Raw genomic sequence first — 20,588 nt, 5'->3', positions numbered from 1 at the left:
CGTCGGATCGCACTCGGCCCCGGTCGCATTCCGCGACCGGGGCCGAGTCGTGTCCGGCCACCGGCTGGGCCGAACCAGGGCCTGGCCAGGCGTCCGGACCGGCGAACCGCCGCTGGTGACTACCGGATCGGTGACACGGCCGAGCCGCACCTGTCGAGCTGGTAGAGCTTGACCGTGCCGCTGGACGCGACCAGCTCGAACGCGCCGGACGTGGCCGGGTCCTCGATGCCGGGGTAGTTCTGGGTGCGCTTGTCCCAGCCCCAGAACGTCTTGTTGGCGACCAGCATGTAGCGCACGCCGAGCCGGTCCGCCGCCGTGCACACCTTCGGGTCCGTCGCCGCGTCGGCGAGGTGCTTCGCCAGGTAGTTCTGCTCGTCGCTCCACGGGAGGTCGGCGTGCGGGAACAACGCCTTGCGGCGGATGTCGGCGAGCATGGTCGCCGAGCCGTCCCACGGGTTGTTCGCCACGACCGCGTCGGCGGGCAGCACCTGGTCGAGCTCGTCGAGGAACGCGAGCTCGGTCTGGTCGACCAGCACGCCGTTCGTGGGTTCGGCCTCGGTGTAGCTGGCTTGGACCGTCTGGATGTTCGTGCCCGTGTAGTAACCGCGGCTCAGCGGCAGCAGCGCCAGCACCACGATGATCGTCAACGCGGTCGGCGTGCGCAACAGTGCCGGCCCCTTGGCCAGCAGGGGCACGCGTTCCGCGATCTTCGCCGCGATGAACAGCACTCCGATGACCGCGAGCGGCACCGCCACGATCGGCGCCATGGCCGCGAGGCGGAACGAGTCGTTGTACCAAAGGCCGGTGAACTTCCTGGTGTCCGGCCTGTTGATCGCCGCGGAGAGCGTGTAGAGGAACGTCACGGTGGCGAACGCCCCGACCAGCCAGCGGTGCTCCTTCAGCCGCCAGGCGAGCACGAGTCCGACGATGGTGAGGATCGACAACGCCCAGAGGGCCGGCCTGCCGTTCGGCGCGTTCAGCAGTGCCTCGCCGACCGCCCTGGGCGGGGTTTCGAACGGTGCCCAGTACATCTCCCGCACGGGCTTGAACGCGGGCAGGCGGGACACGACGACCCAGAGACCGAGCAACGCCACGAGCGTGCCGCCGACGACCGCGACGCCCTGCCACTTCCTGCCCTCGCCGTGGAGCTCGCGGCCCCAGCGGAAGACCGCGATCAGGAACGGGATGAGCGACAGCACCGCGAGGCTGAACATCGCGTTCGGGTGGGCGAGGGCGGTGCCGACGAGCACGAGTGCCGCCATCGCCAGCGCCCTGCGGCGACCGAGGATGTCCTCCTTGGCGAGCGATGTGGCGGCCAGCACGGCACCGAGGCCGGCGGGGACCAGCGCGAGACCGAGCAGGTTCGGCCACAGCACCCCGAAGCCGAGCAGGCCCCACGGGAACGCGGTGAACGTGACGGCCAGCACCGGCGTGACCGCGATGGCCGCCGTGTTCCTCCCCACGAGCTGGCGGACCAGCAGCAGCATGCTCATCGGCCAGACCAGCGAGGCGATGGCCCAGGCCACCACGTTCGCGGCCACCGCGATGTTCGTGCCGGTGCTCAGCACGACCAGGGAGGTCACGCCGTGCCAGCCGGCGGGGTAGAAGCCGGGAGGGATCAGCTCGTTGCCGAGCGACGCCATGGTCAGCGACGAAGCGGAGCCGGAGTCGAGGACGTAGTTGAGAGCGCTGTAGTGGAAGATCGCGTCGAAGGTCTGGTTGAGCTGGTCCGGCGTCTTCATGCCGTTGATGACCACGTACGCGCCGATCAGCACGGCGGGCACCATGGCAGCGGCGGCGACCCACTGGGTGCGGATCGGGTCGTTCTGGCGTGGCGGCGCGATCCGGCGGAACAGCAGCGACAGCAGCACCGCGACCAGGCACACCGCGACGGCGACGCCGAGCACCAGCGGCACCGACCACCGCACGCCGGCCTTCTGCGCGACGGCGGCGGTGACGCAGATCAGCGAGACGCTGAGGGTGGGCCCGATGCCCCACGCGCCGAGCCCGCGCAGACCGAGCGCGTACGCCAGCGCCACCCCGGGGCCGATCAACCAGCCCGCGGCCGCGAGCGCGGCAGGCAATGCCTCGAACCAACTCATCGTCCTGCTACCTCACAGTGAGTGAATCGCCCGCGTGAAGTGGCGTGCCAGTTCCGGTGGGCGCGTACGGGCGCACTGCCCGAGCGAAGATGCGGAGCCGGTGGAAGTCTACGGACGGGCCGTCGGGGGTGGTTGGCGGTACACGCACCCGACGGCGTTACCCTCGTCGGCGTGAGCTTCGCAGGTTATGACCTGATCGTCGTCGGTTCCGGATTCTTCGGTCTCACGGTCGCCGAGCGCACCGCGTCCCAGCTGAACAAGCGGGTGCTGGTGCTGGAGCGCCGTGACCACATCGGTGGCAACGCCTACTCGGAGCAAGAGCCCGAGACCGGCATCGAGGTGCACCGTTACGGCGCGCACCTGTTCCACACGTCCAACAAGCGCGTGTGGGACTACGTGAACCAGTTCACCGCCTTCACGGGCTACCAGCACCGCGTGTTCGCGATGTACGACGGCCAGGCGTACCAGTTCCCGATGGGACTCGGTCTCATCTCGCAGTTCGTCGGCCGCTACATGTCGCCGGAGGACGCGAAGGCCTGGGTCGCCGAGCAGGCCTCGGAGATCGACACCAAGGACGCGAAGAACCTCGAGGAGAAGGCGATCTCGCTGGTCGGCCGGCCCCTCTACGAGGCGTTCATCAAGCACTACACCGCGAAGCAGTGGCAGACCGACCCGAAGGAGCTGCCCGCGGCGGTCATCAGCCGCCTGCCGGTGCGCTACACCTTCGACAACCGCTACTTCAACGACACCTACGAGGGCCTGCCGGTCGACGGCTACACCGCGTGGCTCGAGAAGATGGCGGACCACCCGAACATCGACGTCAAGCTGTCCACGGACTTCTTCGACGTGCGGGACGAGATCCCGGCAGGCACGCCGGTCGTCTACACCGGCCCGGTCGACCGGTACTTCGACTACTCCGAGGGCTGGCTCGGCTGGCGCACGCTCGACTTCGAGCAGGAAGTGCTGCCGATCGGCGACTTCCAGGGCACGCCGGTCATGAACTACAACGATGCGGACGTGCCGTTCACGCGCATCCACGAGTTCCGCCACTTCCACCCGGAGCGTGAGTACCCGAGCGACAAGACGGTCATCGTCCGGGAGTTCTCCCGCGCCGCGGAGAAGGACGACGAGCCGTACTACCCGATCAACACCTCCGAGGACCGCGCGAAGCTGGAGCGCTACCGCGAGCTGGCCAAGCAGGAGGCCGCGGAGCGCAACGTGATCTTCGGTGGGCGTCTGGGCACCTACAAGTACCTCGACATGCACATGGCGATCGGCTCGGCGCTGAGCGTGTTCGACAACAAGATCGCACCGCACCTGGCGTCGGGGCAGGCGCTGGACGGGTCGTTGGAGGACTGAATCGGAATGCCGGGCGAGTCCACCCTCGTGGAGCACGAGGCGCCGGGGAAGCTGCTGACGCGGCGAGGCCTGTTCACAGGTCCCTCGCAGGTCGTCTCGGCTGACCTGTACGCCGAGGTGACGTGGGGAGTAGCGGACCGGGAGCGCCACCGCATGGTGGTGCGCCCGAACGCCACGGTCACGACGAACACGTACTTCGGCCGCTTCCCCGCCGCGGGGCCCCCGAGGTCCAGCGCTCCTACCGGGACGCGATGGGGCGTCTCACCAGCCGTGACACCTGGTCGCGGTGGTACGGCTCTGATTCACACAACGCTTTGCACGGGCGGCCTGGATCTTCCTGGCCGTCCGCACTACTGACAGGGGAAGGTCTGTGGACCAGAACTGCGTGCTGCAACGGGTGATCCTGCCCAGGGACGAAGACCCGCTCGACGTCCGGCCGCTGTACCTGGACGAGCCCGACACGGTGAACTGCCACGTCACGTCGCGGCGGGCGACAACCGTGCCCCCGTCCGCGAAGGTCTCCTTCGCCACCTACTTCAACGCCTTCCCCGCCTCCTACTGGAAGCGCTGGACGACGGTCGACGAGGTGGTGCTGCGGATGACGGTTCGCGGCTCCGGCCGCGTCGACGTGTACCGCTCCCGCCCCTCCGCCGACATCATCCACGTCGCGGGCCAGTACGTCCGTGACGCGGGCGAGTGGGTCGACCTGGAGTTCGAGGTGTCGCTGAAGCCGTTCGAGGACGGCGGCTGGATCTGGTTCGACGTCTTCACCGACGACGCTCCGCTGGAGATCCGCGAGGCGGCGTGGACGGTGCGCGAGCCGTTGCCCGCGCAGACGGTCGCCATCGGCATGACGACCATGCGCCCGGTCGACGCGGTGATCGCGTTGCGCGCGCTCGGCGAGGACCCGGCCGTGCTCGACGTGCTGGGCAAGGTCTTCGTCGCCGACCAGGGCGCCGTGAAGGTCCGCGACACCAAGGGTTTCGCGGAGGCCGCGGCACTGCTCGGGGACAAGCTGGAGATCATCGAGCAGGACAACCTCGGTGGTTCCGGCGGGTTCACCCGCGGCATGTTCGAGGCGATCGAGCACACCGACGCCGACCAGATCATGTTGATGGACGACGACATCCGCCTGGAGCCGGACGCGGTGCTGCGCTCCAACGCGTTCGCCCGTGCCGCCGCCCAGCCGGTGATCGTCGGCAGCCACATGCTGAGCCTGCACTCGCGTGCGCAGCTGCACAGCAGCGCGGAGATCGTCGACCTCCACACGTGCTTCTGGCGTCCCGCACCGGGCGCGGTGACCGAGCACGACTTCGCCACGAGCTCGTTGCGCGAGACCGCGGAACTGCACCCGCGGGTCAACGCCACGTACAACGGCTGGTGGATGTGCCTCTTCCCGCGTGAGGTCGTGCGCAAGTCCGGTTACCCGCTGCCGCTGTTCATCAAGTGGGACGACGCCGAGTACTCGCTGCGTGCGCTGGCGAAGGGCTTCCCGACGGTGTCGCTGCCAGGTTCCGCGGTGTGGCACATGCCGTGGACCAGCAAGAACGACGCCACCGACTGGCAGGCGTACTTCCACACCCGCAACCGCCTGATCCTGGCCGCGCTGCACAGCCCGTACGACGTGAAGCAGGGCCTGGTGAAGCACGGCCTGAAGCTGACGCTGCGGCACCTGCTGTCGATGGAGTACTCGACGGTCGCGTTGCAGCAGAAGGCGATCGAGGACTTCCTCGCCGGCCCGGCGCTGCTCTTCGACTCGCTGCGCACGGCGTTGCCGGAGGCACGCAAGCTGCGGGCGGAGTACTCCGACGCGCAGACCCTGCCGTCGGCCCGCGAGTTCCCGCCGCCGACGTTCGACCAGGTGCACGCGGAGGCGTTGCTCCAGCCGTCGACGTCGAAGCTCACCACGGCGAAGCGGGCCGCGAAGTCGGTGCTGCACAACCTCCGTCAGCCGCCGCCGGAGTCGGTGAACCGGCCGCAGATGAACGTGCCGGCACTGAACGCGAGGTGGTCCCTGCTCGGCAACCTGGACAGCGCCACGGTTTCCACCGCCGACGGCACCGGGGTGGCGTTCTACAAGCGCGACCCGAAGGAGTTCCGCGCGCTCGCCAGGCGGGCCGTGCGCAACTACCGCAGGCTCGGCCAGGAGTGGGACCAGCTCAAGCGGGTCTACCAGGCGGCGCTGCCGGAGCTGACCTCGACCGAGTCGTGGCGCAAGGTGTTCGAGAGCTGATCGCGGGACAGACCGGGATCAGCCCTTGATCCCGGTCTCCGCCACCCCGCGCACCAGGAACCGTTGCAGCGCCACGAAGACGATGACCAGCGGCGTGATCGACATCGCCGCCGCCAGGAACAGCTCCTGCACGTTGATCGACTGAGCCGTGAGGAACGTCGACAGCGCGACCTGCACGGTCCACGAGTCCTGGTCCTGCGCGATCACCAGCGGCCAGAGGAACTGGTTCCAGCTGGTCACGAACGCGATGACGCCGAGTGCGGCGAAGAACCCCTTCGAGTTCGGCACCACGACCCGCCAGTACGTGCCCCAGGGCCCGAGCCCGTCGATCCGCGCGGCCTCCTCCAGTTCGCGCGGGAAGTTCAGGAAGTACTGCCGGAACAGGAACGTCGTGAACCCGCTGAACAGCCCGGGGATCACCAGCCCGCGCAGGTCGGACACCCAGCCCAGCGTCGAGACGACCACGAACGTCGGTACGAACGTCACCGCCGCCGGGATCATCAACGTGGCGATGACCAGGTACAGCACCACGTTCGCGTACCGGTAAGGAATCCGTGCGAGCCCGTACCCCGCCAGCCCGCACAACAGCAACTGTCCCACCGTCTGCAGCACGGCGATGACGAACGAGTTGACCATGCTGCGCACGATCGGCACGGCCGGGTCGCTGAACAGGGTGGTGAAGTTCTCCCAGCGGATCTCGCTGGGCCAGAACGTCCACGACTGCGCGGTGATCTCCTGCTCGGTCGCCAGACCGTTGCGCAGCACCAGGTAGAACGGGATCAGGAACAGCACCGCCGCCATCGACAGTGCCAGGTACCTGAGGGCCTTCATCGCGTGATCACCCTGCCCTGCAACAACGTCACGCCGGCGATCAGCAGCGTGAGGATCACCGCGCCCGCACTGCCGTGCCCGAAGTCCTGCCCACCGGACCCCAGAGCCGTGTAGTAGAGGTAGATCAACGGCGGCCGCGCGAACGGCGGGTACCCGCGATCCGTCCCCAGCACGTTGTAGAACTCGTCGAACGCCTGGTACGCGCCGATGAGCAGCAACAGCAGTACGGCCACCGACGTGGTCCGCAGCTGCGGCAGCGTGATGTACCGCAGCGTCTGCCAGCCGGGCTTGGCGCCGTCGATCCACGCGGCCTCGTACAGGTGCCGCGGGATCCGTTGCAGCCCGGCGATGAACAGGATCAGGTAGAACCCGAGCTGCAGCCACAGCCGCAGCGTCACGAGCACGAGCCAGTACCAGGGCGGCGACGTCGACACCGTCCACGCGACCGGCTCCGCGCCGAACCACCCCAGCACCGTGTTCGCGAGCCCGAAGCGCACGCCGTTGAAGATCGACAGCTTCCACACCAGCGACGCCACGACGTACGAGCACGCCGTCGGCAGGAAGAAGACCGACCGGAAGAACCCCTGCATGAAGCCGATCTGGTTGACCAGCAACGCCAGCGCCAGTGCCAGCACGAACGTCAGCGGCACGATGAACGCCGCGAACACGCTGAACGTCCCCAAGCTCGACAGGAAGGGCTTGTCGGTCAGCATGTCCGCGTAGTTGCGCAGCCCGACGAACTCGCTGGGCGTCACCGTGTTGCGGGCGTCGAAGAACGACAGCAGCAGGCTCCACCCGATCGGCACGTACACGAACACGAGCAGCCCGATCGCGAACGGCCCGACGAAGAGCCAGAACGCGCGTCCGTGCCTCATCCGTACAGGCGCTTCAGCTCGTCACGAGCTTTGTCCGCGGCGGCCTTGATCTCGGCGTCGGCCGGAGCGCCGTCCCGCACCACCCGCGACACGGCGTCGTTGAACGCGGTCCGCATCACCGACGTCCAGTCCGGCGGGTTGGACGCCTTCGCGTTGTCCCGCACGAACTTCACCGCTTCCGCCGCCGCACCCGTCGTCAGCTTCGAGGCCTTTTCCGAGATGCTCCTGCGCGGCGGAATGTGGAAGCCGTAGCTGAGGTTGAAGTCCTCCTGGTAGTCAGTGCGCTCGATCCACAGCCAGCGCACGAACTCCTTGGCCTCGTCGATCCGCTTCGACCTGGCGTTGACCATCGCACCGAACGCCCCGACCGGCACGCTCGCCTTGCCGTCACCGGAAAACCTCGGGAACGGCAGCACGCCGAAGTCGTCGCCGAGTGCCTTCTGGACCGCCGGCACCGCCCACAACCCGGTCCACTGCATGGCGACGAGCCCCTGCGTGAACGCGTCCGGCTCCGCCCAGTCCTTCACCGCCCCCAGCAACAGGCCGCCGCTGGTGTAGAGCTCGCGCAGCTTGCCGATCGCCTGCGCCGCAACGGGATCGTCGAACCCGACCTGGTGGTCCCGCACGTAGTCGAGACCGGCCGACCACAGCGCCGGCCCGCCGAGCACTCCGCCACCACCGTCGTTGCCGGCGAAGAGCCCCTTCACCCCGTCCCCGGTGAGGCGCCGGGAAGCGTCGATCAGCTCGTCCACAGTGGATGGCGGCTGCACGCCTGCCTTCTCCAGCAAGCTCTTGCGGTAGAACAGCATCTGCATGTCCACCGCCTGCGGGATCCCGTAGACCTTCCCGTCGACGGTGTGCGTCGCGAGGATCGAGGAGGTGAAGTCGCTCCTGGCGTCGCCGAGGAGGTCGTCGAGCGGCACGAGCTGACCCGCCCGGACCGAGCTGATCTGCGGGGTGGACTCGAAGACGTCCGGTCCGCCGTCGGACAGCAGGCTCGTCGCCAGCTTGGAGTCGTAGTCGCCGGGGTTCCACTGCACGTCGACCGGTGTCTTCGCGAACGAGTTGGCGTAGCGCTCCACCGCCTGCTGGACGCCGGGCTCGCCGTACGCGTGGTACCACTGCTTGAGGGCCTGGCCGTCGCCGCCTCGGCCGGTGTTCGAACCGCACGCCGCGAGCAGCGTGCTCGCACCGGCCAGTGAAAGAAGTCTGCGTCGGGAAATCACTCATCCCGTCTTACTCCGATCACCTCGAGTATGCGAGCGGTTACCCGAAGTTGCCAAAGGGCGGGATCAAGATGATCCCGCCCCCGTTCCGAACTCACTTGCGGAAGAAGCGCTCCCGCTGGCCCTGACGGACCAGCTTCAGCCACTCGACGAACGCCTTCGGGTCCCGCTTCACGGCGAGGAAGTACAGCCCGAACCGGAACACCTCGAGCGCGCCGAGCTTGCGCATGCCCGGCTGCGACAGCAGGTACCCGCGGTTGCGGTAGGTGTAGTACCGCTTGATCGGGTTTTCCGGGTCCTGGGCGTGGAACTTGCCGCCCAGCATCGGCTTGAACTCGTCGGAGCCGTCCGGGTGCACGTACGCGACCCGCAGCGACGTGCCGAACGGCAGACCGGAGCGGACCATCCGCCGGTGGATCTCCACCTCGTCGCCGCGGAAGAAGAGCCGGTAGTCCGGTACGCCGACGACGTCCAGCGTCGAGGCGCGGAACAGCGCCCCGTTGAACAGCGAGGCGATCCCCGGCAGGAAGTCCGTGCCGAGTTCGGCGGCCGAGCGCTTCCACGTCAGGCCGCGACGCAGCGGGAACGCGAGCTTGTCCGGGTTCTCGATGTTCGTGACGACCGGCGAGATCTCGGCGAGCTTGCGGCGGTCGGCCTCTTCGAGCAGCACGGCCAGCACGTTCTCGTCGGCGGGACGGCCGTCGTCGTCAGCCAGCCACACCCAGTCCGCGCCCAGGGAGAGGGCGTGCAGGATGCCGAGCGCGAAGCCGCCCGCGCCACCGAGGTTGCGGTGCGACGGCAGGTACGTCGTGGGGAGCGGGCACTGCTCGACGAGATCGTCGACCGGCTGGTCAGGGCCGTTGTCGACGACGACCAGGTGGTCGGGGACACGGGTCTGGGTGGCCAGCGCCTTGAGCGAGGAGGCCAGCAGTTCGCGGCGGTGGCGGGTGACCACCACCGCGACCACGGAGCCCTTGGGCAGTGCCTCGAGGTTCACGATCTACTCGCCACCATTTCCACTGAGGACGGGAGTCTCGTCGGGCTGGTGCATCCGCTCGAGCGGGTCGAAACCCTTGTACGCGGTCAGCACCTCGCGCAGGCTTCCGTACATCTTGACGTGGCCCTCGTCCATCCAGATGGCCTTGTCGCAGAACTCCGCCAGGAATTCGTCGGAATGGTTGGCGAACACCAGCAGACCGGAGCGGGCGACCAGGTCCTTGAGGCGGTCGCGGGCCTTCGCCATGAACGCCGCGTCGACCGCGCCGATGCCCTCGTCGAGCAGCAGGATCTCCGGGTTGATCGACGTCACCACGCCGAGCGCCAGCCGGACGCGCATGCCCGTGGAGTACGTGCGCAGCGGCATCTGCAGGTAGTCACCGAGCTCGGTGAACTCCGCGATGTCGTCGACGCGGGCTTCCATCTGCTTGCGGTTCATGCCGAGGAACAGGCCCCGGATCATGATGTTCTCGTGGCCGGAGATCTCCGGGTCCATGCCGACGCCGAGGTCGAAGACCGGCGCCACCTTGCCGATGATGCGCGAGTGGCCGCGCGTCGGCTCGTAGATGCCCGCCAGCAGGCGCAGCAGCGTGGACTTGCCGGCGCCGTTGTGGCCGACCAGGCCGACGCGGTCACCGTCCTTGAGCGACAGTGTGATGTCGTGCAGCGCCTCGATGATCGGGACCCGGCCTTCTGAGCCGATCTTGCCGCCGACCTTGCCGAGCGCGAGCTTCTTCAGCGACCTCGACTTCGCGTCGAAGATCGGGAAGTCGACCGATGCGTTCCAGACGTCGATGCTGACCATGGGTGTCGACCTCCTCTAGACCCAGTAGGAAACGCGGGCGCGGTAGTTGCGCAGGATCACCAGCGCGGCGAACCAGCCGAACACGGTGAAGCCGCCGGCGATCGCCCAGTGGTGCCAGTCCACCACGTGGCCGAGCAGCGGGGCGCGGACGATCTCGACGAAGTGGTAGACGGGGTTGAGCTCGGCGATGAGCATGCGCCAGTTGCCGCCGCCCTCGCCACCACCGGTGACCCGGTTCAGCACACCGGTGTCCCAGACGATCGGCGTCATGAAGAACACGAGGTTGATGAAGCTGTTCACCACCGGCGGGATGTCGCGGAAGCGGGTGCTGATGACGCCGAACAGCAGCGAGATCCACACCGCGTTGACCGCGAGCAGCGCGAAGCCCGGGATCGCGAGCACGATCGTCCAGCTCAGGCCGGGCTGCAGCGGGCTGCCCTCGGCGATCCGGTACTCGTGGTTGAGCGACGTGAAGAAGATGGCGAGCACGATCGCGTAGACGACGAGGTTGTGCAGCAGGAACAGCACCTGGCGCCACACCATGCGCATCACGTGCACCGTGATCGGCGCGGGGAGGTGCTTGATGAGCCCCTCGTTCGCGATGAAGACGTCGGTGCCCTCGGTGATGCAGCCGACGATGAAGTTCCAGACGATGAAGCCGACCGTCACGTACGGCAGGAACGTCGGAACGGTCGCGTCGAACAGCACCGAGTACAGCAGGCCGAGCGCGAGCGCCGTCGTGCCCATCGAGATCGTGATCCACAACGGACCGATGACCGATCGGCGGTAGCGCTGCTTGATGTCCTGCCAGCCGAGGTGACCCCAAAGTTCGCGGTGGTCCCACGCCTCACGTACGTCGGCGAACGCGCGTTTGAAACTGCGCGACTTGACGGTAGGCGGCACCTCGGGGTGCTCGACGGTACTGGTGGCTTGCACGAGGACTGAGCGTACCGGCGACCGCCGGGAGGCATGCTCACCGGGCGGTCACGGTGCGATCACCGGGGTCAAACCTCGATCACCTCGGCGATGACCTGTTCGTGGTCATAGGCGCACCGCGTGTAATCGAACGCGATGCTACCTGGGTTCGCGCCCGCAAATCCATCGATCGTCGATGGGCAGAACAGCCGTTGGCCGACCATCCGCCGAGTCGCGAGGTACGATCCACGGTTTCCGTGTCGCAGGGTTGCGGGTCGGTCGCGAAACGGCCTCGCATAGAATCCGCCCCCGTGAGAACCAAGCGCTCAGGGTTCCGGTTGTGGCTCCTCGCTTTCATCGGGTTCAGCTTGTTGCACGCCGGCTGGGCGTTCGCCGCGCCGTACGACGGGCCGCCTGACGAGCAGCAACACGCTCTGCGCGCCTACGGGATCGTCAACGGCGAAGTTCTGTCGGGTGACGACTACGTGATCGAGGTTCCCCGCAGCCTGAACAAGAACAACACCGATGGTGGCCGGCCGCCGGGCAAGGGCGGGGTGCACACGAACTGCTTCCCCATGAACGTCACCGTCGCCGCGAGCTGCGCGCAGGAGCCGGGCGGCGACGAGAGCACGCAACCCCAGTTCGTGAGCGCCGCACAGTACAACCCGATCTACTACGCGATCACGTCCTGGCCGCTGGCGCCGTGGCCGAACTGGCGCGGCATCATGCTGTCCCGCCTGCTCACCGGCCTGCTCGTCGCGGCGTTCCTCGCCTGCGCGGTGGTCGGCGCGAGCCGCTGGACCAAGCACCGCTCGGTCGTCGCGGGCCTCGTCGTGGCGATCACGCCGATGACGGCGCACCTCGCCGGCTCGATCAACCCGAACGGCGTGGAGATCGCCGCGGGTGTCGCGCTGTTCGTCGCGCTGATCGCGATCCTGCGGGAGAACCAGGAACGCGTGAACCGAGCCGCCGTCGCACTGGCGTGCGTCTCCGCCGCGGCGCTCGTGACACCACGCTTCCTCGGCGCGATGTGGCTGGCGATCATCCTGGTCTCGCTCCTGATCCCGTCGCGGATGGGCCGCATCAAGGAGCTCGCGCGGTCGAAGACCGTACGACTCTGGTCCCTGGTGGCCGTCATCGCGGTGCTCGCCTCCGTCGGCTGGACCAGGCTCGTCAGCGGCGTCGGTGTACCGACCTACCACCCGAACGACCCGTTCAAGCAGAACCTCAAGGTCGCCGTGCTGGAGATCTGGCCGAACGTGGTCAACCAGATGGTGGCGGTGACCGGCTGGTCCGAGGTGCTCATGCCGCGGCTGATCTACGTCGCGTGGTTCATGGGCGCGGGCCTGCTGATCCTGGGAGGGTTCGCCATGGGCGCCCGCCGCGACCGGCTGGGCCTGCTGGCGCTCCTGCTCGGCTCCTTCATCCCTCTGCTGGCCGCCGAGCTGCTGCTGGTCAGCCAGATCGGCTGGTTCAACCAGGGCCGCTACTTCCTCGCGGGCGCCGTCGGCCTGCCGATTCTCGGCGCGTACATCATGGCGAACCGCGGCATCACCGCCGAGCAGATGCGGTCGATGACCAGGATGCTGGCGGTACTGCTCGTCCCGATCCACCTGATCTGCCTCATGTACACGATGACGCGCTGGCAGTCGGGCCTGACGAGCCTCAACCCGCTCAAGGGCAGCTGGCTGCCGCAGTACGGCGCGGTGCTGCCGCTCGTGCTGGGCGTGCTCGGCTGCGCGATCGTGTTCGCCACGTACTGGGTGGCGTCGCGCATCCCGGCCGAACTACCGCCGGCCGAGGACGAGTCGCCCTCCACTCCCGCACTGCAGACCGCGTCGGTCTGACCCGCGGACACGAAGAAGCCCCGCACTCCGGTGCGGGGCTTCTCGCGTTAGGCGTTCACTGCCTGGCTTTGCGCACCTGTGCGGCGGCGACCCGCCCGAGCTGGGTGACGACGGTGCCCATGGTCGGGGGCTGCAGCATCATCGGGTCGCGCAGTTCGGTGATCTCCTGACGCAGCGCCCTGATCTCGGCGTCCTTCCCGGCGAGTTCGGCGTGCAGGCGTTCGATCTCGTGGCGCTGGGAGGAGATCGTCTCGGCAAGGCGGTCCGCGTCGTTCGCGTGCGCCACGGCCTCGTACTGCATCTCCAGCACCCGCGTGTAGAGCGCCAGCCGGTTGTTCTCCAGCATGCCGAGCAGCCTCGACGACGTGTACGGCCGCAGACCGTCCAAGATCTTCTTCGCGCCCGGCGAGTCCTTGCGGACCAGCACGCCCATGCCGAAGACGGCGGGCACCACCACGAAGAGCCATTCCTCGTCGGCCGCGGCCAGTGCGTCCTCTACCGCGGTGAGCACGCCGTTGCGCTCACCGCCGGCCTCACGAGCCACGGTGAACGACCCCAGCCCGACGAACCCGGCCGGCGACAGCTCGTCGTGCCACATCGTCGGTCCGTCGGACGAAGGCTCGTTGCGGTCCTCGGCGGCCAGCGGTGACGGCTCGTAGTACAGGTCGCGCCGGGACCACGGCCACAGCACGTCGTGCATGGCGATGACCGCGTCCGGCGTGTTCTTCAACAGCCAGTCCAGCTCACCGCGCACAACGGCGTAGTTGTGGTCGCCGTCCAGCACGTACAGGTCGGCGGGCGGCAGCTCGCCGAGCACGGCGGGAGAAGGCCGCTCGACCAGCTCCAGCGCCGGGTTCCTGGCCAGGGTGGCCTTCAGGTGGTCCGTCGGGAACGGGTCGATGCAGTAGACCCTGTCCGCGCCCAGCTCGGTGTAGATCGAGCTGACCTGACCTGATTCGACTCCCACTTCGACGACGGTGGAGATCTTCCTGTTCGCGAACACGATCGCGAACATCTCGCGGAACACCGACATCGAGTGCAGCAGCAGCGGCTGGCTGCGAGCGGCCCGCGCCTGGGCGTGCGGGTCTTCCCGGCTGCTGCTGACCACATCAACGCTGAGGGTCATGGAGTAGTACCTCCCAATTTCCGGATGGCCACCCTTGCTGCTCCGGCAGCCATACCGGTGGCGCCACGAGCGCGGTACTCCTCGCGGAGCCTGCCCTTGATCCGCGTCAGCTTGGCCACCGCCGGCAGATGGGACGCCAGGCTCGACATCGACTGCGGCAGCACCGCGAACGCGACGGTGACCTGGCCGGACGACGCCAGCGCCTTGGCGCGCAGGAAGACCGGGAGCACGATCGACGCCTCGGCGGTCTCGAACTCGAACAGGTTCGCGCCGAGCCAGCGGGCACCGATGTAGGACATGCCCGCGAAGTCCTCCGGGCCGTCCCAGCGCAGGACCTTCCTGCCGCCCGCGATGATCTCGGCCTCGATCCAGTCGATCCGCACGAGCGCGGGCCTGCCGGGAAGGCTGAGCGAGACGTCGACGGTGTCGTGGTGCTCGAAGCGCATCCGGGCGAACGACAGGCCGTTGTGGTTGATCCGGACCCGGCGGCGGTCGCTGTTGTGCCATTTGCCGTCACCGGTGCGGTAGTGCAGGCCGGTCGAGTACGGCTCGCCCGACGGCTCGAAGATCGCCGGGTCGAGCTGGCCGGACGCCAGCGCCTTGACCGCGGAGGCGAGACCGGTGTCCGAGGCGGCGATCAGCGAGGGCCAGAACGAGTCGCGCATGTGCAGGTCGTCGAGATCGAGCGGCGACAGGTAGGGGATCGCCGACTTCAGGTCGTCCGGCACGATCTTCGTGACGACCGACGAGCCGAAGTTGTCCTCGTGCACCCAGTCGCCGAACACACCGGCTTCCTCGGCCGTCGGCGACCGCAGCGCCGACACCAGGATGTTGGCCAGCCGGTCCTTGGCGAGCTGCGGACGGGCGAGGTCCGGCCAGGCGCCGTCGGAGTTGCGCACGTACCGGTTCCAGGTGGTCTGGAACGCGCGGATGCCGTCCTGCACCGCGAGGCGCTCGGAGTTCTGCGCGTTGGTCTCGCTGACCTGGCTGAGCACGGGCGAGCCGTCCTCTGTGAAGCCGATCAGCGACCCGCACAGCGCGTTGACGCACTGCTCGAGCACCTCGGGGCTGCGGACGATCGTGGTGGCGATGTCCGTCGGGACGCCGGCCTGGGCCAGGTAGCCCTCGGCCCGGAGACCCTGCTGGTAGCAGCGGATCGCGCGGTCGTCGGTGGCGAGGTACAGCCCGGCGGGTGCGATGTCGATCTCGGCGAGGCGCAGCGCCTTCGCCAGCTGGGCCTGGATGGTGCCGCCCCAGCCGAGGTCGACCAGCGTCAGGTCCGAGCTCTCCAGCGCGCCCGCGGCCTTGAGCGAGCGCAGCAGGCGCTCGCGCGCCGCCGTCATCGTGCCCTTGAGGCGGTTCTGCAGGTGCGGCGTCTCGGTGAGCGCGATACTGACCTTCTCGGCGATGCCGCCGTTGTCGATGATCGTGTTCAGCTCGCTGGCCAGGCCGGGCACGTCGCCGGCCCGCAGGTGCAGGATGGAGAGCAGCTGGCGGACGGTGAGCTGGTAGCTGCGGCGGATGAACTCGTGTACCGAGTCCTCGTCGAACGTGTCGAGGCAGGCCAGCGAGGTCACGTGGCGCGACAGCCAGATCGGCTTGGCCTCGAGCTCCCAGCCGCGGGCCTTGGCCGCCTTGTTCACCAGCTCGGACAGCAGTTCGCCCTCGCGCATCGGGCACCACAGCACCTTGGTGCCCGCCTCGTGCGCCTTCCAGGCGACCCACTCGGCGAAGCCGGTCAGCACCGGACCGACGACGGAGGCGCCGTAGCGCCAGGCGGTGTCCACCGCGGACGTCGAGTTGCGGCCACCCAGCGACAGCGTCTTGGCCCGTAGGCTGGTGATGCCGAAGTCGCCGTCGACGTCGTCGATGTGCGGCGCGTAGTCACCGAGGTGGTCGAGCGGCTCGCGCTCGCGGTCCAGCACCGCCTCGAACGACTCGTCGAGCCGGACGTAGTGCACGGTCCGCACACCGAGCTCGGCGGGCGCCTCGACGTCGGCCACGGGGTTGTCGCCGATGTGCACGACCTGCTCCGGGCTGAGGCCGAGGTCGCGGAGCACGATCTCGAACAGGCCGCTGGCCTTGTCCAGGCCGTGCTGGTGCGAGCGGTACACCTTCACACCCTGCAGGGAGCCCAGCTCCGGGCGGTCCAGCAGGTAGTTGAGGTGGTCCTCGGTGAAGTAGGTGTCGGACACCAGGATGACCCGGATGTCCTGCTTGAGTGCCAGCCGGACGATCTCGGCGATGTGGAGGTCCACGACGGTGAACTCGCGCTCGGCCTCGACCTCGGCCTTGACCAGGTCGTCCAGCGCCGCCGCGGGGAAGACGTTCGACGGCATGTACCGCCAGATGTCGAACAGCGAGACCTCGGTGCCGAGCGCCTCGCGACCGGTGCGGGCCTTCTGCTCCGCGTTGATCCGCATCCGCCGCAGGATCGGGCCGGTGATCCAGTCCGGGCACAGATCCGCTGTCTTCAACCGGGACGCGAGCAGCCCGAACACGTCCGCGGGCCGCGGGACGCGACGCCACAGCACGGTGTCGAAGATGTCCAGTGACAGGACCTCACAGGACCGGTCCGCGATCACCCGGTGTACGTCTTCCAACAGCGGATGGCGACCAGTTTCCGCGACATCGGTCATCGTGACGACCCCATCTCTCCCCCACACCTGGCGACGACGCCGCTTCTCCGGGATTGCGCTTCTGCCAGCCGACATAGCGCCATCACCTTACCGGGGCGGCACAGCGGGCCGTCCCAGCCCACCCGCGTGGCCATGTCGGTCCTGGACCACGCGGAAGTGCTGCCGTCAGCCGGTGATCGCGCCCGGCACCGCGGTGGCTCGTGCGAGCACTCGGGGCCGGCGGAAGCTTCAGAGCTGTAGTACTAGAGGTACTGGCCCGTCCCCTTGCCGCCGGTGCCACCGTCCTGCGTCTCGCCGCTCCCGCCGGCGGGAAGCGCACGTCCGCGCATCTGCTCCAGCTGGGCGCGCGCCGCCATCTGCTGGGCGAACAACGCCGTCTGGATGCCGTGGAACAGGCCCTCCAGCCAGCCGACGAGCTGGGCCTGCGCGATCCGCAGCTCCGCGTCGGACGGGGTGCCCTCCTCGGTGAACGGCAGCGACAGGCGCTCCAGCTCCTCGCGCAGCTCCGGCGCGAGCCCGTCCTCGAGCTCCTCGATGGACCGCTTGTGGATCTCTTTGAGGCGGTTGCGGCTCGCCTCGTCCAGAGGCGCGGCCCGCACCTCCTCCAGCAGCTGCTTGATCATCGTGCCGATCCGCATGACCTTGGCCGGCTGCTCGACCATGTCGGTGATGTCGCCGTCCTGGCCGCCGACGATTACGACGGGCTGCTCCTGGTTCATGGTCTCCATCCTCGCGTCTTTCACCTTTTGAGGATTATCCGGGTGGGGGCTGGCCGACACCGTGTTTGCGCGCATACGTACGGTGTGTGGCATGGCGTTCGACGTCGCACGGGTACGAGGGCTCTTCCCCGCGCTCGGCGACGGCTGGGTCCACCTGGACGCACCCGCCGGCATGCAGGTGCCCGAACAGGTCGCCACCGCCGTCTCCACCGCGCTGCGCGCCCCGGTTTCCGGGCCGGGTGGCATCTTCCCCGCCTCGCAACGGGCGCAGGGCATCGTCGACGCCGCGCGCAGGTCCGTCGCGGACCTCGTCGGGGGTGACCCGGCCGGTGTGGTGCTCGGCCCGTCCTCCGCCGTGTTGTTGCAGCGGCTGGCCGACGCGATGACCGACGACTGGTTCATGGGCGACGAGGTCCTGGTCTCCCGGCTGGACCACCCGGCGAACATCGCGCCGTGGCTGCGCGCCACCCAGCGCACCGGCAGCGCGGTCAAGTGGGCCGAGATCGACATCGAGACCTGCGAGCTGCCGAGCTGGCAGTACGACGAGCTGGTCACCGACCGCACGAAGCTGATCGCCATCACGGCGGCGTCCGGCGTGGTCGGCACCCGGCCGGATCTCACCAAGATCTCGGCCGTGGCCCGCGCGCACGGGTCGTTGATGGTGGTCGACGCGTCGTCGGCGGCGCCCTTCGTGCCGCTCGACATCGTTGGCATGGGTGCCGACGTCGTCGCGCTCTCCGCCGGGCAGTGGGGCGGGCCGCCCGTCGGCGCGCTGGTGTTCCGCGACCCGTCGGTGCTGGAGCGGCTGCCGTCGGTCTCGGTCGACCCGGCGGCGCGCGGCCCGGAGCGGCTGGAGCTCGGTCCGCACGCCTACCCGATGCTCGCCGGTCTCGTCGCGTCCGTGGAGTACCTCGCGGACCTCGACGACACCGCGTCGGGCACGCGCCGTGAGCGGTTGCTCACGTCGTTGGGGTCCGTGAAGGCCTATCAGGCGGGGTTGCTCGCTAATCTCATCAACGAACTGCGATCGTTGCGCCACGTGATGGTGATCGGCGACGCCATGCGCCGGGTGCCCGCGCTGGCGTTCTCGATCGCCGGGGTCAAGGCGGAGGACGGCGTCGAACACCTCGCGTCGCGGGGCGTCTGCGCGTTCGCCGATCCCGGTCAGCACGGTGTGTTCTCGGTGCTGGGCGTCGGCGAGGTCGGTGGCGCCATCCGCATCGGGCTCGCGCACTACACGAACGCCGTCGAGATGGACGACCTGGTGCGCGCGGTGGCCGAGCTGGGCTGAGTTGTTGGGGAGACCATTCGTTGGACGACTCGCTCGCTCGCGAGCTCGCGGATCTCTCGGCCCTGCACCGCATCGAATCGTTGAACACGGAGTTCCTGCCGCAGCTCGCCGGCGACCTCCGGCCCGCGGCGCTGGTCGCGGTGATGGACGAGATAGTGCTCGGCGCCCGGACCGTCCTGGTCGAACTGGGCTGCGGCTCGTCCTCCGTGTTGTTGGCGCGTTTGTTGCGGCAGCGGGGTTTCGGACACCTGTTGTCGATCGAGCACGACGAGCGAATCGCTGCTTTCGTTGCCTCGCAACTGAGACGTGAAGGCCTCGGCTCGGTCGCCCGCGTGGTGCACGCGCCGTTGTCACGGCATCCGGCGGCGTTGTCGCGGCACGGCCAGTGGTACGCGCCGCAGCAGGTGCACGACGAGGTGCTCGGGTACGTCGAGCGCTTCGGGCTGGTGGACCTGCTCCTGGTCGACGGGCCGGGGTTCGGCGACTCGCGCTATCCGGCGTTGCCCGTGCTGCGTGCCGTGCTGGCGCCGGGCGCGACCGTGCTGGCCGACGACGCCGACCGGCCCGACGAACAGGCGGTGCTGGCGCGGTGGTCCGAGGAGTTCGGGATGGAGTTCCGCACGGCTCCCCGGACCGCGCTCGCCGCGGCTACCGCTCTCGCCTGAGCAGGATCTTCCCGAAGACGTCGCTCGAGTCCAGCAGCCGGTGCGCCCGCGCGGCGTCCGACATGGGCACGACCTCGCCGACGATCGGCCGGACGGCGCCGCTCTCGACCAGTGGCCACAGGTGTTCGCGGACCTGCGCCACGATCGCGCCCTTGCTCTCGACGCTGCGGCCGCGCAGACCCGTCGCCATCACCGACGCCCGCTTGGTGAGCAGCTTGCCGATCGGCAGTTCGCCCTTCACACCGCCCTGCATGCCGATGATCATCAACCGGCCGTCCGGGGCGAGGACGTCGATGTTGCGGGGCAGGTAGGCGGCACCCATGTTGTCGAGGACGACGTCGGCCTTGCCCACCTCGGCCACGAAGTCCTGCGTCTTGTAGTTCACCGTGATGTCGGCGCCGAGTTCCGCACATTTCCGGAGACGTTCGTCGGACCCGGCGGTGACCGCGACCGTCGCGCCGAGCGCCTTGGCGACCTGGATCGCGTGCGTGCCGATGCCGCCCGCGCCGCCGTGCACCAGGAACGTCTCGCCGAGCTTGAGCCGGCCGTCCATCACGACGTTCGACCACACCGTGCACGCGACCTCGGGCAGCGCGGCGGCCGTGACGACGTCGACGCCCCGTGGGACGGGCAGGAGCTGGGGCGCGGGCACGACGACCTTCTCCGCGTAGCCGCCACCGGTGAGCAGCGCGCACACCTCGTCGCCGACGTTCCAGCCGGTGACACCCTCGCCGAGCGCCGCGATGGTGCCCGAGCATTCCAGTCCGATGATGTCCGACGCGCCGGGCGGCGGAGGGTAGAAACCCTGCCGCTGCAACAGATCCGCGCGGTTGACGGCACTGGCGGCGACGTCGATCAGCACCTCGCCCTCGCCTGGCACCGGGTCGGGGACCTCGGTCCAGGTGAGCACGTCCGGGCCGCCGGGTTCGCGAACAGAGATCGCATGCATACAGTCGACC

16 protein-coding genes are annotated in these 20,588 nt (G+C 68.7%); 5 read left to right on the top strand and 11 right to left on the bottom strand.

The window, feature by feature from the left end; genetic code table 11:
- Positions 1–119 precede the first annotated feature (119 nt).
- Entirely contained in the window at positions 120–2,102 is a 1,983-nt protein-coding gene (locus tag ACRSBM_RS39495; protein WP_434451822.1) for a DUF6541 family protein, read from the bottom strand.
- A gap of 171 nt (positions 2,103–2,273) precedes the next feature.
- Here ACRSBM_RS39495 and glf point away from each other — a divergent pair, with 171 nt between their 5' ends.
- Both glf and ACRSBM_RS39485 read left to right on the top strand, forming a co-directional pair.
- Positions 2,274–3,461 (top strand): UDP-galactopyranose mutase, encoded by a 1,188-nt coding sequence (glf, locus tag ACRSBM_RS39490; protein WP_434451821.1) that lies wholly within the window; start codon positions 2,274–2,276, stop codon positions 3,459–3,461.
- 370 nt (positions 3,462–3,831) lie between these two features.
- Positions 3,832–5,694, top strand: coding sequence for a glycosyltransferase (locus tag ACRSBM_RS39485; protein ID WP_434451820.1), 1,863 nt, complete (start codon positions 3,832–3,834; stop codon positions 5,692–5,694).
- Positions 5,695–5,712: 18 nt separating this feature from the next.
- Here the strand turns inward: ACRSBM_RS39485 and ACRSBM_RS39480 are convergent, their stop codons facing one another.
- The 6 genes from ACRSBM_RS39480 to wzm all read right to left on the bottom strand — a co-directional run bounded on the left by ACRSBM_RS39480 (position 5,713) and on the right by wzm (position 11,363).
- Positions 5,713–6,525 (bottom strand): carbohydrate ABC transporter permease, encoded by an 813-nt coding sequence (locus ACRSBM_RS39480; RefSeq protein ID WP_434451819.1) that lies wholly within the window; start codon positions 6,523–6,525, stop codon positions 5,713–5,715.
- Complete coding sequence (locus ACRSBM_RS39475; RefSeq protein ID WP_434451818.1) at positions 6,522–7,400, bottom strand: carbohydrate ABC transporter permease; 879 nt, start codon at positions 7,398–7,400, stop codon at positions 6,522–6,524. The genes ACRSBM_RS39480 and ACRSBM_RS39475 overlap by 4 nt, the downstream gene beginning before the upstream one ends.
- On the bottom strand, positions 7,397–8,626 hold the full coding sequence (locus tag ACRSBM_RS39470) for an ABC transporter substrate-binding protein (protein WP_434451817.1): 1,230 nt from the start codon (positions 8,624–8,626) through the stop codon (positions 7,397–7,399). The genes ACRSBM_RS39475 and ACRSBM_RS39470 overlap by 4 nt, the downstream gene beginning before the upstream one ends.
- Positions 8,627–8,720: 94 nt before the next feature.
- Positions 8,721–9,623 (bottom strand): galactofuranosyltransferase GlfT1, encoded by a 903-nt coding sequence (gene glfT1 / locus ACRSBM_RS39465; protein ID WP_434451816.1) that lies wholly within the window; start codon positions 9,621–9,623, stop codon positions 8,721–8,723.
- A 3-nt stretch (positions 9,624–9,626) separates the two neighbouring features.
- The gene (gene wzt, locus ACRSBM_RS39460) at positions 9,627–10,427 is read right to left on the bottom strand and encodes a galactan export ABC transporter ATP-binding subunit Wzt/RfbE (RefSeq protein WP_434451815.1); all 801 of its coding nucleotides are present in this window, start codon (positions 10,425–10,427) and stop codon (positions 9,627–9,629) included.
- Positions 10,428–10,442: 15 nt separating this feature from the next.
- Positions 10,443–11,363: a galactan export ABC transporter permease subunit Wzm/RfbD gene (gene wzm, locus ACRSBM_RS39455; RefSeq protein WP_434451814.1), complete on the bottom strand. Its 921-nt coding sequence runs from the start codon at positions 11,361–11,363 to the stop codon at positions 10,443–10,445.
- 290 nt (positions 11,364–11,653) lie between these two features.
- On the opposite strand from wzm, the gene ACRSBM_RS39450 reads away from it, so the two are divergent.
- Entirely contained in the window at positions 11,654–13,189 is a 1,536-nt protein-coding gene (locus tag ACRSBM_RS39450) for a DUF2142 domain-containing protein (RefSeq protein ID WP_434451813.1), read from the top strand.
- A gap of 55 nt (positions 13,190–13,244) precedes the next feature.
- On the opposite strand, the gene ACRSBM_RS39445 is transcribed toward ACRSBM_RS39450, so the two are convergent.
- From ACRSBM_RS39445 to ACRSBM_RS39435, 3 genes are all read right to left on the bottom strand, one after another.
- Positions 13,245–14,315: a class I SAM-dependent methyltransferase gene (locus ACRSBM_RS39445; RefSeq protein WP_434451812.1), complete on the bottom strand. Its 1,071-nt coding sequence runs from the start codon at positions 14,313–14,315 to the stop codon at positions 13,245–13,247.
- A complete protein-coding gene (locus tag ACRSBM_RS39440; protein WP_434451811.1) occupies positions 14,312–16,918 on the bottom strand; it encodes an HAD family hydrolase in 2,607 nt (868 codons plus the stop codon). The genes ACRSBM_RS39445 and ACRSBM_RS39440 overlap by 4 nt, the downstream gene beginning before the upstream one ends.
- Before the next feature lie 278 nt (positions 16,919–17,196).
- Positions 17,197–17,673: a bacterial proteasome activator family protein gene (locus ACRSBM_RS39435; RefSeq protein WP_434453410.1), complete on the bottom strand. Its 477-nt coding sequence runs from the start codon at positions 17,671–17,673 to the stop codon at positions 17,197–17,199.
- 91 nt (positions 17,674–17,764) lie between these two features.
- Here ACRSBM_RS39435 and ACRSBM_RS39430 point away from each other — a divergent pair, with 91 nt between their 5' ends.
- The gene (locus tag ACRSBM_RS39430; protein WP_434451810.1) at positions 17,765–18,964 is read left to right on the top strand and encodes a cysteine desulfurase-like protein; all 1,200 of its coding nucleotides are present in this window, start codon (positions 17,765–17,767) and stop codon (positions 18,962–18,964) included.
- A 20-nt stretch (positions 18,965–18,984) separates the two neighbouring features.
- Positions 18,985–19,629 (top strand): class I SAM-dependent methyltransferase, encoded by a 645-nt coding sequence (locus ACRSBM_RS39425; protein WP_434451809.1) that lies wholly within the window; start codon positions 18,985–18,987, stop codon positions 19,627–19,629.
- Here the strand turns inward: ACRSBM_RS39425 and ACRSBM_RS39420 are convergent.
- Complete coding sequence (locus ACRSBM_RS39420) at positions 19,613–20,578, bottom strand: NAD(P)H-quinone oxidoreductase (RefSeq protein ID WP_434451808.1); 966 nt, start codon at positions 20,576–20,578, stop codon at positions 19,613–19,615. The two genes, ACRSBM_RS39425 and ACRSBM_RS39420, sit on opposite strands and share 17 nt — an antisense overlap.
- Positions 20,579–20,588: the final 10 nt, after the last annotated feature.

It is taken from the genome of Lentzea xerophila (assembly GCF_051094245.1).
In the GTDB taxonomy this organism is placed as follows: Bacteria; Actinomycetota; Actinomycetes; order Mycobacteriales; family Pseudonocardiaceae; genus Lentzea; species Lentzea xerophila.
This window is presented reverse-complemented; position numbering and strand designations above follow the sequence as displayed.